The sequence below is a fragment of the Arachnia propionica genome, assembly GCF_003859805.1.
GTDB lineage: Bacteria > Actinomycetota > Actinomycetes > Propionibacteriales > Propionibacteriaceae > Arachnia > Arachnia propionica_C.
On record NZ_RQZG01000007.1, the window covers coordinates 22,807 to 35,632 of the forward strand.

The window sequence follows — 12,826 nt, forward strand, 5'->3', positions numbered from 1 at the left end:
CGCATCTGCGACCGGGGACGCGGCAGGCTCAGGTCCGTGCTCCTGGACGGTGAGCGTCCAGCCACGGGTCGACCAGGCCGTGGAACAGCTCCGGGTCATCACGTCGGATGCAGTGGCCCACCTGGTCGAGGTACTCGAAACGGACCAGGTCGTTGTCCAGGATCCCGGGGTCGCAGCGGAGGTCCCCGTCGGCATCCCAGAGCACCAGGGTCGGCACCCGCAACGCGTTGAACACCTCGGCCACGTCCAGACTGTCGATGGTGCCGCGACGCAGCATCCAGCGGTCCACCCGGGGCTTGGAGGCGGCCCAGGCCGTGAGCTCCGTCTCCGACCACGGCGTCTCCTCACGCATCCGGGCCAGCTCCGTCTCAGGGTGCTCGGAGACCGCCGTGACCCCCTCCAACCATTCAGTGTTCGGGCCGGGCGTGAGGATCACCCGGTCCACGACGGCGGGGTCCTCCAGCACCAGGCAGCTGAACAGCTCCGGGCGTCGCACCGCAGCCAGCGCCGCGACCCGCCCGCCGAGCGAGTGGCCGACGGCGGCCACCGGCCCGGGCAGGCCTTCCAGCAGCCCGATGAGATCGGCGACGAGCACGTCGGACATGCGGCTCATCTGGTCCGGCGAGAACCGGGGCGAGAACCCGTGGCCGCGCTGATCGACCCCGAACACGTGCCAGGCACCGGACCACCGCTCGACGGCGTCGGGCCAGTTGGACCCGTCGTCGGTGATGCCGTGCAGGAGGACCAGCGGCGGCGCCTCGGGAGAACCGTGCTCATGGACATGGAGTGCGTCGTTGCTCATGCCTCTACAGTACTTCCATGGCTGACGACCGCCCCGAACCGCCCACGAATGCGAGCGAGGAGACCACTCTGCTCGGCTTCCTTGACTTCCTGCGCGCCACCATCGCGATGAAGACGTCCGGGCTCAGCGACGAGGAGCTGCACACCCGATCGACCTGCTCGGCCATGACCCTGGGTGGTCTGCTGAAACACCTGGCCTTCGTCGAGTCGTACTGGTTCATCGCGGTGCTCTCACGTCAGGAGACGTCCAGGCCCTGGGGAACGCTGGACTGGCGGGACGACCCTGACTGGGACTGGACGAGTGCCGCCGATCAGTCCGGGGAGCAGCTTCGCACCCTGTGGCAGGACAGCGTCGTGCGCTCCAGGGTCGCCTGGGCGGGGTTCAGGGCGACCAACGACCTGGGCACGACGGTGCCGCGTGGCGACGACCGCGTCTCGGCCCGGTGGGTGCTGACCCACATGATCGAGGAGTACGCCCGCCACTGCGGTCACGCCGATCTGCTGCGTGAGGCCATCGACGGGGTCACCGGGGAGTGAACTCGTCTGGAACGTGTCGATCCGATCGACACGTTCTCCTGGCGTGGTCACGACTCACTGGGCGCCTCACCACAGGCCAAGGAAGCACTGCGACGCCGAGAGGCTCTCCACGATGGTCTCCGGTCGCTTGGCTCCCACCCCGTGACCACCGGCACCGCCATCGATGTCCGCTCCCTCATCCAGGGCCGCCCACCACCGGTTCGAGGCGATCCACCCGTTCCACGACGCCAGTGGCCGGACGGGTCGCACTCTCAACCTGCTGCTCCTGCTGGGACACGGGCTGCTCGAGTTTCCCGTGCTCCACCTCTTTGGCCACATCCTGTTTCACAAGGATGAGCAACCACCGACCCTGCTGGAGGCGCTGTTCGCCCCCCTTGCCCGCCTGGGACCACGGCCTCAGCGGGCCACTGCCTCGAGGGCAAGCTCGAGGGCCAGCTCATGGGAGCTGCGGCCCCAGCCGCGGGGGTCGTGTTCGTCGCCTGCCAGGGAGTCGGCGCTGAACAGGATCTGCCCGAACCTCACCTTGTGCATCCTGGCGCTGGCGGCGAGCGCTGCGCACTCCATGTCCACCACGCTGCAGCCCTCGGCCCGGCGGGCCTGGACCATGGCCCGGGTCTCACGGAGGATGGCGTCGGTGGTCCACACGTCCACCGTCGCCACCGCCAGGTCACGCTCCCGGATGACCGCCACGCAGCGGGCGGTCAGTTCGGGGTCGAGTTCCACCCAGCGCGACGGCGGCAGGTAGCGATGACTGGTGCCCTCGTCCCGCAGCGCCCGGGCCGGGACCAGCCACTCCCCCTCCTCGAAGTGATGCAACGCACCGCAGGAACCGACCGCGACGGCCTCCTTCACCCCGCACCGGAACAGCGGATCGGCCAGGAGCACCGCCATCGGGGCCCCGAGGTGCGCGCGGACCAGGACGACGGGACCGCTCCCGGTGTCGATCCGCCAGTAGGGATGGGTGCCGTTGATGGTGACCTCGGTGTGGATGACGGGGGCACCCCGGCGGGAGGCGAACTCGTCGACGGTCTCACCGAGGAAGGCGATCACCGCACGCTCGGGAAACAGGCCCGGGACCGGATCACGCGGCGGGTTGCCGAGGACGAGGTCATCCGGGTCGTCATCGAAGTCAAGGACGGGGAAGTCACCTCGCTGCAGCATGGTGCCATGCTCTCACAGGGTCCTGACGAAATCCTGGATCAGGTGCGCCACCTGATCCGGGTGGGTCAGGGGGGCCAGGTGGGTGGCTCTCGGCACCGTCACAACGCGCGCCTCGGGCGCCAGTTCCCGGTAACGCCTCTCGCTGATGCGCATCTGGTCGAACTGCCCGTTGACGATGAGCACCGGGCAGTCGACCCGGCTCATCAGTCTGGGTGGGCAGTCGTCGATGACGGCCTGCCAGGCGGCGGGCAGGACGGCATAGGACGCGGCGTCGGGGACGTGTTCCGCGGGCACGCCGAGGCGGCGGGCGACGGCGTCGCGGACCCGGGCCAACCTCTCGTGGTTGACGTGGTCCACCAGCCAGGCATAGCCCCGGTAGACCGCGGCCAGCGGGCTGTGGGGGTCCCCGGTGGCCCCGATGAGCACCAGCCCGGCCAGCATCCCGGGGTTCCGGGCCGCGTGGAGCGAGGCCATGTAACCGCCGAGGCTGTGCCCGACCAGCACCACCGGCTGCCCACCGCCCCGCTGCGCCACCGCCCGTTCGATCGCCCGGATCGCGCCTCGGGTGGTGAACACCTCGTCCACCCGTCCCCCGTGCCCGGGCAGGTCGACGGCGACGACGTCACACCCGGGCAACAACTCGGTGTATCCGCTCCACTCCGCTGCGTTGGAGAGGGAACCGTGCACCAGCACGACGAGGGGTCGCATGCCCCCACGATACCGGCCCCTCCTCGCCGGTTCGCCTGCCTTGGGACCGGTTCGCCTGCCTTGGCTGGGAAATGCCTGTCTTGTTTCGAATTGCCTGTCTTATTAGACAGGCAATTCGAAACAAGACAGGCAAACCGACATCAGGACAGGCGAACCGACGGGGTCAGATCAGGTCGAAACCGCCGTCGCTGCTGAGAACCTGTCCCACCACCCAGGCCCCGCTCGGTGAGGACAGCCAACCGATCAGTTCGGCCGGGTCAGCGGGGGTACCGAGGCGCCCGAAGGGCAGCGTCGCGAGCCACTCGTCGAGGCCCTCGAGGGAGCGGTCCGTGGTGTCCGCGTCGAGATAGCCGGTGTTGACCGGTCCGGGGTTGATGGTGTTGAGGATGATGCCGAGTCGCATGAGTTCAGCCGCGACGGTCCTGGTGACACCGGCGAGTGCCGCCTTGCTCGTGGCATAGGCGACCTCGCCGCGCATCGGCCCATTGATCTGTCCGGAGGTCATCCAGAACACCCGTCCCCGCGGCTCGTCGAATGGCCCTTGGAACGGCACGGCATCACCCGGTCGTGAGGATTCGCCTCCGCCGAGACCGGACCGACGACGCGCGAACTCAGCGGTGAGCAGGATCGTCGAGCGCGTGTTGGTGTCCCAGAAGGCATCGAGGCGCTCCGGCGTCATGTCGACGATGCTGCCGTCACCACCGCTGCGCGCGTGATTGCACACGACGACGTCAAGGGTTCCGGTGAGGGCGAAGGCGGCATCCATCAGGGCCGGTACGGCCGTCGCATCGCTCAGGTCCGCCCCCACATCACCCATCACCGCACCGTCGACGAGCGCCGCCTCGACCCCGGAGCGCACCTCATCCAGGTCGTCAGCGCCCCACGGCAGCCGCTCGTCATGGGGTCGGTGGTGGTGGATGAACATGCTCGCCCCGAGCGAGGCCAGTTTCGTCGCCACCGCGAATCCGATCCCGCGACGCCGCGAGACCCCGGTGACCAGAGCAGTCCTGCCCGTCAGTGGAAGTTGGTCGGACATGGCGATCATCCTACCGGTCAAGGGTTTCGAGGAATCCTGACCTGGCCTGGACGACCACGGCTCCCTGCGGGCTCAGGACATGACGGTTCGGGGCCGGTCGAACTGACCGGCCCCGAACCGTCATGGTGGGTCAGGCCGCGTAGGTGGTGCCTGCCAGGGGGTTGTCGTCGAGGCTGGCCAGACCGTCGAAGTAGGCCTTGTTCTGCTTCGACAGCTCGATCGCCTTGGCCACGTCGACGGGATCGGTCCCGTTGCCCTCCCAGTAGTACTTCACCGGCTTGTCCTCAGCGTCGGGACGGAGCGCGGCGTAGACCGCGGACTCGTAGTCGCCACCGAGGAAGAAGGGGACGTACGGGGCGTGGTCGGTGTGCGGGGTTCCGGCACGGCTGGCCTGAAGCCACTCCGCGACGTACCGGTCCGCGTCGGTGAACAGCGTGAGGCGCACCTGGCGCGCCCGCTGTTCACGCTCGTCGGAGTACGTTCCCGCCTTGGCCCTGGCATCGGCCAGCCCGGCCTGGATGAGGGGCTGGGCACGCCGGGTCACCGCCGCGTCGACACCGACCTGCACCAGGTCCAGCGAGCGGGCCTCCGCGTTCCCCTCGGCCGCCAGCACCGCGAGCAGGTAACGGAGCAACGCGATGTTGCGCGGCGCGTGGTGCCGGTCGATCGCCGCCTGGAAGGGCTCAGCGCTCTCGTAGTACTGCCGGTACTTCAAGGCGTTCACCTGCGCCTGGTACTGCTGCTCCCGCAGCTTGAAGACCCGCAGCCAGGTGTTCAGCTCGCGGTGGTACGACGCCGCATCGGCAGCCGGCACGAAGTGAAGCCTGAGACCCCCGTCCACCGGGTAGGAAGCGGCCGACGGTGTGGGCGTCGGGGTCGGCTGCGGCTTCGGCGTCGGCTTCGGGCGGCGACGACGCCTCGCCTCGGCGACCGAGGCCGGGAGCATCGGGGCCAGTGCAAGGCCAACCGCTGCGGTGAGGACAAACCTGCGAGACTTCATGGTGTGACTCCTTCAAGGTCGGTACAGCACGTCGCTGTTCCCGCCTCTGAACCTACGCCAATCTAATTGACGCTTCAATGGTTTTTTCGGGTCCTTTTGACCGACCCGGGCCTTGATCCCACGTTGACCTCGCCCCATGACCGAGACCGCCTAGAGCACGTCACCCCGCGAACGGGTAGTCGGTGTAGCCGCGTTCACCACCCTCGTAGAACGTGCTCGCATCCGCCTCGTTCTCGGGAAGACCCTCCCGCCACCGACGCAACAGATCCGGGTTCGCGATGAGCGGCCGACCCACGGCCACCGCATCCGCCGACTCCCGCTCCAGGAACCCCTCCAGGACCTCCCGGGTGCTGGGCGCGTCGAATCCCGTGTTGACCATCAACGGCGCCCCACTGATCCGTCGGATCTCCTGCACCAGGAAACTCGCCGGGTCGTGGTGCAGCACGTCCACGAAGGCCAACCCCAACGGGGCGACGGCGGCCGCCCACGTGGCGTAGGTCTCACGCACGGCCTCCGCATCCGTCTCGTCGATCCCCTGGATGCTGTTCTCCGGGGACAACCGGATCCCGGTGCGATCCGCACCGATCGCCCGGGCAACGGCGCGTGTCACCTCGATGGCGAAACGGGCACGTCGGGCCGGGCTGCCACCCCACCCGTCATCCCGGAGGTTCGTGGACGGGGCCAGGAACTGGTGGATCAGGTATCCGTTGGCCCCGTGGAGCTCGACGGCGTCCATCCCTGCCTCGATCGCCCGTCGTGCACCATCGACGAAACCCTGGATCACCTGCTGGATCTCGTCCTCGGTCAGCGCATGCGCCGTCGGGGCCACGACCTTCCCGTCAGGGGTCCGGGCAGGATCCGGCCCCGTCGTCGCACTGGCCGAGACCACCCGCCCGCTCCCGGTGATCTCAGGGTGCGACAGTCGCCCACCGTGCATGACCTGCATCGCGATCCGGCCACCGGCCGCATGGACGGCCTCGGCGACCCGCGCCCATCCCGCGGCCTGTTCCTCGGTGGCGATCCCGGGTTGCCCGATCCAACTGCGTCCCTCAGGCACCGGCCAGGTCCCCTCGGTGACGATCATGCCGGTCGAGGCCCGTTGGCGGTAGTACTCCACCACCACGTCATCGGGAATTCCCTGTTCACCACAGCGAAGCCGGGTCAACGGGGCCATCACGAGCCGGTTGGACAGTTCAACAGCCCCCAGTCGGGTTGGGGTGAGCACAGTACAGGTCATTGACGCCTCCTCGAGTCCGCACAGATGCTACCCCCTCCCGACAAGCAACCCCACCGGGGGTGAGGTCACCCTGGGACACTGCGACGGACCAGCTTCGCGATCTCCTCGGCCCACAGCACCACCGAACCGAGCGCGACGCAGAGCATCCACTGCCCGACATCCAGTGCCGTCGTCCCGAAGGCGACCTGGAGGAACGGCACGTTCACCACCGCGATCTGCGACAACACGCCGAAGACGATGGAGCACCACAGCCACCGGTTGCTGAACATCCGATGGAAGGCCGAGCCATCCTCGGAACGGGCGTTGAAGGCGTTGAACAGCTGCGCGAACACCAGCGTGGTGAAGGCCACCGTGCGTGCCGTGTCCAAGGACTCGGTTCCTCCGGGGATGAGCCCGCCGGGCAGGCAGAGATCCAGGGCGAGCAGGGTCACGATCCCCATCACGGCCCCGATGAAGAGGATCCGACGCCACATCGCCTTGTCGACAAGACGATCCTCAGGGCGACGCGGTGGGCGCGCCATGACATCACCGTCCTCGGGATCCACCCCCATCGCCAGGGCCGGTCCGGAATCGGTGACCAGGTTGATCCACAGGATCTGCGCGGCCAGCAACGGCACGGCCAGCGCCCCGGCCTCACCAGCCTCCGACAGCCCGATCACACCGGCCAGCACGATCCCGAAGAAGACCGTGATGACCTCCCCCATGTTGGAGCTGAGCAGGTACCGCATGAACTTCTTGATGTTGTCGAAGATCCCACGTCCCTGACGCACCGCGGAGACGATGGTGGCGAAGTTGTCATCGCCCAGGATCATCGTCCCGGCCTCCTTCGTCACCTCCGTTCCGGTGATGCCCATCGCCACCCCGATGTCGGCGGACTTGAGCGCCGGGGCGTCGTTGACACCGTCGCCGGTCATCGCCACCACGGCCCCTCGAGCCTGCAGCGCGTCGACGATGCGGATCTTGTGCTCGGGCGCGACCCGGGCGAACACGGAGGTCTCGGCGACGGCGCGGGCGAAGCCCTCGTCGTCGAGCTGGTCCAGCTGGGCCCCGGTCAGTGCCCGGTCCCCTGCCGCCACGATCCCGAGGTCGGCAGCGATCCGAGCCGCCGTGACGGGATGGTCACCGGTGATCATCACCACGCGGATCCCGGCCCGCCTCGCGGCTGCGACGGCGTCACGCGCCTCGTCCCGGGGCGGATCGATGATGCCGACGAAACCGGCGAAGACCAGGTCGGTCTCGGCGTGCTCCCCGATCTGGTCGGCACTCTCCTCCGCCCTCCGGTACGCCACCCCGAGGGTGCGGTACCCCTCAGCGCTCAGCCTCTCGACGCCGTGGAGCACCTCGGCGCGGGCAGCGTCGTCGAGGGGGACAACCGTCTCGCCGACCCGCCGCGACACGCAACGCTCCAGCAGCACGTCGGGGGCGCCCTTGGTGACGAGTCTCGCCCCCTCCAGTTCCGGATGGGTGGCGAGCACCGACATCAGCTTGCGTTCGGAGCTGAACGGCACCTCGGCCTGACGCTCGGCCGCCCCCACTCTCTCGGCGAGCCCGTCGAGCTTGTGCTGGGCGACGAGGAAGGCGGCCTCGGTGGGATCGCCCGTGATGACCCACTGGTCGCCGTCGCGGGCCAGGCCGGCGTTGTTCGCCACGGCCCCACCGGCCAGGGTCAGCAGTGCCTCGTGCAGGGTCTTTGGATCGGGATCACCCACGACAGTGCCGTCGGGGTCGTAGCCGGTGCCCGTGAGCTCCACCTCGCCGGAGGCGGTGACGACGCTGCGGATCGTCATCTCGTTGCGGGTGAGGGTGCCGGTCTTGTCCGAACAGATCACCGAGGCCGCCCCGAGGGTCTCGACCGAGTGGAGGTCCTTCATCACGGCTCGACGTGCCGCGAGCTTCTGCACCCCGATGGCCAGCACCATCGACAGGATGGCGGGCAGCCCCTCGGGCACCGCGGCGACGGCCAGCGACACCCCGACCAGCAGGATCTCGACGGCCTCGGACACCGAGCCGGGCCGGTTGATGGCGAACAGCACCAGCATCACCACGGCGGCGATGCCCAGCACGATCAACCCGAGCATCCGGGTGAGGGAGGCCACCTCCTTCTCCAACGGGGAGGGATCATCCTCCGTGTTGTCCAGCAGGTCCGCGATGGTGCCCATCTGGGTGTCCATGCCGGTGGCGGTGACCACGGCCCGCCCGACACCGTGGACGACGGCGGTGCCCTTGAAGACCATGTTGCTGCGGTCCCCGACCCCGACCTGCTGCTCCAGCGTCGTGGCGTCCTTGACCACCGGCTCGGACTCCCCGGTCAGGGAGGACTCCTGGATCTTCAACGCCGTCGCCGAGACCAGCCGCGCATCGGCCCCGACGGCGTCGCCCTCGGCGAGCAGCAGCACATCCCCCACCACCAGTTCGCTGGACGGGATGACCTTCTGCCCACCGTCACGCAGCACCGTGGAGGTCGCGGCGGTCATGCGTGCCAGGGCCGCGACGGCGTTCTCGGCCCGCCCCTCCTGGACGAGTCCGATGACGGCGTTGAGCACGACGATGGCCCCGATCACCAGGACGTCGACGGGGGCGCCGTGGGCTCCTTCCAGGAACCACGCGACCAGGGAGATCGCCATCGCCACCAGCAACAGGTAGACCAGCGGTTCCTGGAACTGGGCCAGCACCTTGCGCCACAGGGGAACGGGTGGCCTGGAGCGCAGTTCGTTGGGACCGTCGGCGGCCAGCCTGGCGGCGGCCTCGGTGGCGCTGAGCCCTCGGCCCGGGTCGACGTCGAGCGCGGCGGCCACCGTCGTCGCATCGGTGAGGAACGGGGGGCCGGACAAGAACGCTTCACGAGTCATGGGAATCACCTCTCCCATGGTGTCACGGGGAGCCGGGGCAGCAGGAGAACGAGGTGAGGGGAACCACACCGCCGACTCCCCACCACCTCGAGGGGAATGGGTCACTTCTCGGCGAAGCGCTTCGTCAGGGCCTCGCCCCGATCCACCGGATCCTGCGTGCTCTCGGCACTACGATTCCCGCATGGCTGACGAAGAGTTCGACGACCCGCGTCTGGCGGCGCTCTACGACGTGCTCGATCCCGACCGCTCCGACCTGGAGTGCTACCTCCTGTTGGCAGCAAAGCTGCAGGTCGAGCATGTGCTCGATGTGGGATGCGGCACCGGGGTGCTGGCCCTGCTGCTGGCGGAGCGGGGCGTGCAGGTGGTCGGGGTCGATCCGGCCGGGGCCAGCCTGGACGTGGCCCGCGCCAAGTCGGGGGCCGATCGGGTGACCTGGCTGCTGGGGGACGCCGCCTCGCTGCCCGGGCTTCAGGTGGATCTGGCGACGATGACCGCCAACGTCGCACAGGTGTTCCTCACCGACGAGGCCTGGCAGGCCAACCTCAACGCCATCCATCGGGCGCTTCGCCCCGGCGGGACGCTGGCCTTCGAGACCCGGATCCCCGGGGCGCGCAGTTGGGAGTCCTGGGTGCCGTCGGCCTCCCGCCGCACCACCGAGGTACCGGGCATCGGCCCTGTCACCACCTGGGTCGAGGTGCTGGAGGTGACCGAGCAGCCGCTGCTGGTGACCTTCCGCTGGCACTACGGCTTCCCGGACGGACAGGAGTTGCTGTCCACCTCCACCCTGCGGTTCCGAGAACGCGACGAGATCATCGCCTCGCTGGAACAGGCCGACTTCACCGGCATCCAGATCGAGGACCTGCCCCACGCCCCCGGCAGAGGCTGGCTGATCCGAGCCGAGTCAGCCTGAATCTGCCTACACGACCACGATCTGGAGGAGGTGCTCAAGCCCCCGGAAGTCCGACGGGTTCCGGGTATGCAGAGGAACTTCCTCAGCCACTGCTGTGGCTGCTGTGAGACAGTCAGCGACACGGGGCCCGGGGTTACGTCCCGCTGCAAGAACAGCGGCGTAGATGTGTCCGTAGGCGCGGGCAGCACGCACTCCGAAGGGAAAGGGCTCAAAAAGCATCTCCACGCGCTGCAGCCGCTCCTGGCGTCGCGCACGCTCCACGAGGTCTTCCGTCGCCAGCGGCCCCGCCGCAAGTTCGGCCAAGGCAATCGCGGCGATCCCTGCAGTCGAAGGTGATCGCGGCGATTCCTGCAGTCGCAGGAAGAAGAGCTGGGTCAATCCCTCCCAGGTCGATCACCACCGAGGTATCCAGAATCCCCGAGGCGAGAGGGTTGGACATGAGGCTCCATCTCTTGGTCCACGACTGCATCCACGTCTTTGCTCAGCCGTTCCAGGTCCACCTGCGGGCATCCGCGAAAGACCTCAGCGATGACGTGGACATTCACCATGCGTTGCCGACGAAGCGGCCTGAGCTCTCCCACAGGAAGGAAGTTGCGGGTCAGCAAAAAACTCCGTCCCTCCTCAAGGGCACGCACGATACGGCCACTGCCATTGCGTAGCTCGCGTTGGCTGATGACCTCACTCATGAAACCACTGCAGCGCCGGGTGCTACGGCTGGGCTCAGCGTGCTTCCTCCTCGTCGCCCTCCTCCGGCTCAGGGGTCGGCACGAGAGCACCCACACCCTGGCCCGGGGCGGTACGACCCACCGCCAGGGCGAAGTCGTCGCCGTGGGCGCTGACGCCCTGGACGACCGCCTGGTCGATGGCCATCTCCGCGTAGCGACCCCGGACGATGCGTGGGTCGTGACGCAGGTCCCGCATCAGGGCCGCCGCCATCGCGATGAGCACCACGAGGAAGGGCAGGCCCGCGATGATGGTCACCGACTGCAGACCCGACAGGGCGTCCTTGCCGCCGACGACCAGCATGATCGCCGCCACCGCCCCGGTCACCACGCCCCAGAACACCACCGTGAGGCGACGCGGCTCCATGGTGCCGTTCTCGCTCAGGGTGCCCATGACGATGGATGCGGAATCCGCGCCGGAGACGAAGAAGATGCCCACGAGGATCATCACCAGCACCGAGGTGAGCCCCTCCCACGGCATGGTGTGCAGCAGCGCGAACAGCGTCGACTCGGCATCTCCGACCTCGGACAGGGCCGCCCCCTGCTGCTCGGCGTTGATCGCGGCCCCGCCGAAGATGCAGAACCACACCAGCGAGACCATGCTGGGCAGCAGCAGCACCCCGGAGACGAACTGCCGGATGGTGCGGCCCTTGGAGATGCGGGCGATGAACATGCCGACGAAGGGCGTCCAGGACACCCACCAGGCCCAGTAGAAGATGGTCCACGACGCCAGCCACTCCTCGGCGTCCGGGCCGAGTGCGGCCGTTGTCGAGGACATCAGCATGATCTGCTGGAAGTAGGTGCCGAGCGTGGTGGGCAGCAGGTTGAGGATGAACAGCGTCGGCCCGCCGACGAAGACGAACAGTGCCAGCGCCACCGCCAGCCCCATGTTGATGTTCGACAACCACTGGATGCCCTTGGCGATGCCGGAGACGGCCGAGACGATGAAGCAGATGGTCAGTCCGCAGATGAGCAGGATCAGGAAGGCGTTGCCGACCTCACCGATCCAGCCGACGATCTGGGCTCCGTGTGCGATCTGCAGGACCCCCAGGCCCAGCGAGGTGGCGGACCCGAACAGGGTCGCGAAGATCGCGAAGATGTCGATGACCTTCCCGCCCGGCCCGTAGGTCTGGCGTTTGCCGAGCAGCGGTTCGAAGACCGCCGAGATGGTCAGTGGTCGTCCCTTGCGGAAGACGCTGTAGGCGATGGCCACCCCGGCGATGGCGTAGATCGCCCACGGGTGCAGGCCCCAGTGGAACAAGGTGGTCGCCATGGCGTCGCGGACCGCGTCGGCCTCGCTCGTCGAGGGCTGCCCCGGCGGTGTGGTGACGAAGTGGGACAGCGGTTCGGCCGCGCCGTAGAACATCAGCCCGATCCCCATGCCGGCGCTGAACATCATCGCCACCCAGGAGATGGTGGAGAACTCCGGGCTCTCCCCGTCACGGGCCAGCGGGATCGCCCCGTAGCGGCTGGCCGCCAGCCAGAGCACGAAGAAGACGAATCCCGTGGCGGCCAGCCCGAACAGCCAGCCGGTGTTGGCCACCACCCAGGTCAGTCCGGTCTTCGAGGCCCCGCCGAGCGTCGTGGGGGACAGCACGCCCCACAGCACGAAGGCCACGGAGACCACGGCCGTGAAACCGAAGACCACCTTGTCCAACCTGCCGGGCTGTTCATCGCGCAGCTCCTCGACGGTGGGCTCCAACGCGGGATGGCTGATGGTCTCTCCTCGTAGCCTCTGAAGCCCTGCCATCCCGGCCCAGGACAGCCGTGGTCCGCGGATGCGTTCTCCTCGTTTGCTGCGGGCTCGCACGTCGTCTCTCCTTCTCTTGAGGGTCGTCCCCCTCGTAGGAGGCTACCCTCAGGAG

The 12,826-nt window shown here is 68.4% G+C and carries 10 protein-coding genes and 1 pseudogene; 3 read left to right on the forward strand and 8 right to left on the reverse strand.

Features of this window, described 5'->3' with window-relative positions; all coding sequences use genetic code 11:
* Positions 1–28: 28 nt before the first annotated feature.
* Positions 29–802 (reverse strand): alpha/beta fold hydrolase, encoded by a 774-nt coding sequence (locus tag EII34_RS07305; RefSeq protein ID WP_124844442.1) that lies wholly within the window; start codon positions 800–802, stop codon positions 29–31.
* 17 nt (positions 803–819) lie between these two features.
* Between EII34_RS07305 and EII34_RS07310 the strand changes: the two genes are divergently transcribed.
* Complete coding sequence (locus EII34_RS07310; RefSeq protein WP_124844444.1) at positions 820–1,338, forward strand: DinB family protein; 519 nt, start codon at positions 820–822, stop codon at positions 1,336–1,338.
* A 163-nt stretch (positions 1,339–1,501) separates the two neighbouring features.
* A pseudogene (locus EII34_RS16500) lies at positions 1,502–1,567 on the forward strand (hypothetical protein); the annotation flags it as partial.
* A 167-nt stretch (positions 1,568–1,734) separates the two neighbouring features.
* Here the strand turns inward: EII34_RS16500 and EII34_RS07320 are convergent.
* The 6 genes from EII34_RS07320 to EII34_RS07345 form a co-directional block, all read right to left on the reverse strand.
* On the reverse strand, positions 1,735–2,499 hold the full coding sequence (locus EII34_RS07320) for a nucleoside phosphorylase (protein WP_124844446.1): 765 nt from the start codon (positions 2,497–2,499) through the stop codon (positions 1,735–1,737).
* A 12-nt stretch (positions 2,500–2,511) separates the two neighbouring features.
* Positions 2,512–3,207, reverse strand: a complete 696-nt coding sequence (locus tag EII34_RS07325) for an alpha/beta fold hydrolase (RefSeq protein ID WP_124844448.1) — start codon at positions 3,205–3,207, stop codon at positions 2,512–2,514.
* Positions 3,208–3,370: 163 nt separating this feature from the next.
* Entirely contained in the window at positions 3,371–4,243 is an 873-nt protein-coding gene (locus EII34_RS07330; protein WP_221620228.1) for an SDR family oxidoreductase, read from the reverse strand.
* A 130-nt stretch (positions 4,244–4,373) separates the two neighbouring features.
* Positions 4,374–5,243: a hypothetical protein gene (locus EII34_RS07335; RefSeq protein WP_124844452.1), complete on the reverse strand. Its 870-nt coding sequence runs from the start codon at positions 5,241–5,243 to the stop codon at positions 4,374–4,376.
* Positions 5,244–5,403: 160 nt separating this feature from the next.
* On the reverse strand, positions 5,404–6,480 hold the full coding sequence (locus EII34_RS07340) for an alkene reductase (protein ID WP_124844454.1): 1,077 nt from the start codon (positions 6,478–6,480) through the stop codon (positions 5,404–5,406).
* A 65-nt stretch (positions 6,481–6,545) separates the two neighbouring features.
* The gene (locus EII34_RS07345) at positions 6,546–9,329 is read right to left on the reverse strand and encodes a cation-translocating P-type ATPase (protein ID WP_124844456.1); all 2,784 of its coding nucleotides are present in this window, start codon (positions 9,327–9,329) and stop codon (positions 6,546–6,548) included.
* 181 nt (positions 9,330–9,510) lie between these two features.
* Between EII34_RS07345 and EII34_RS07350 the strand changes: the two genes are divergently transcribed.
* A complete protein-coding gene (locus EII34_RS07350) occupies positions 9,511–10,239 on the forward strand; it encodes a class I SAM-dependent methyltransferase (protein WP_124844458.1) in 729 nt (242 codons plus the stop codon).
* A 720-nt stretch (positions 10,240–10,959) separates the two neighbouring features.
* Here the strand turns inward: EII34_RS07350 and EII34_RS07365 are convergent.
* Positions 10,960–12,771 carry a BCCT family transporter gene (locus EII34_RS07365; protein ID WP_311767284.1) on the reverse strand — a complete coding sequence of 604 codons (1,812 nt, stop codon included), beginning with the start codon at positions 12,769–12,771 and terminating at the stop codon, positions 10,960–10,962.
* Between the last annotated feature and the right edge of the window lie 55 nt (positions 12,772–12,826).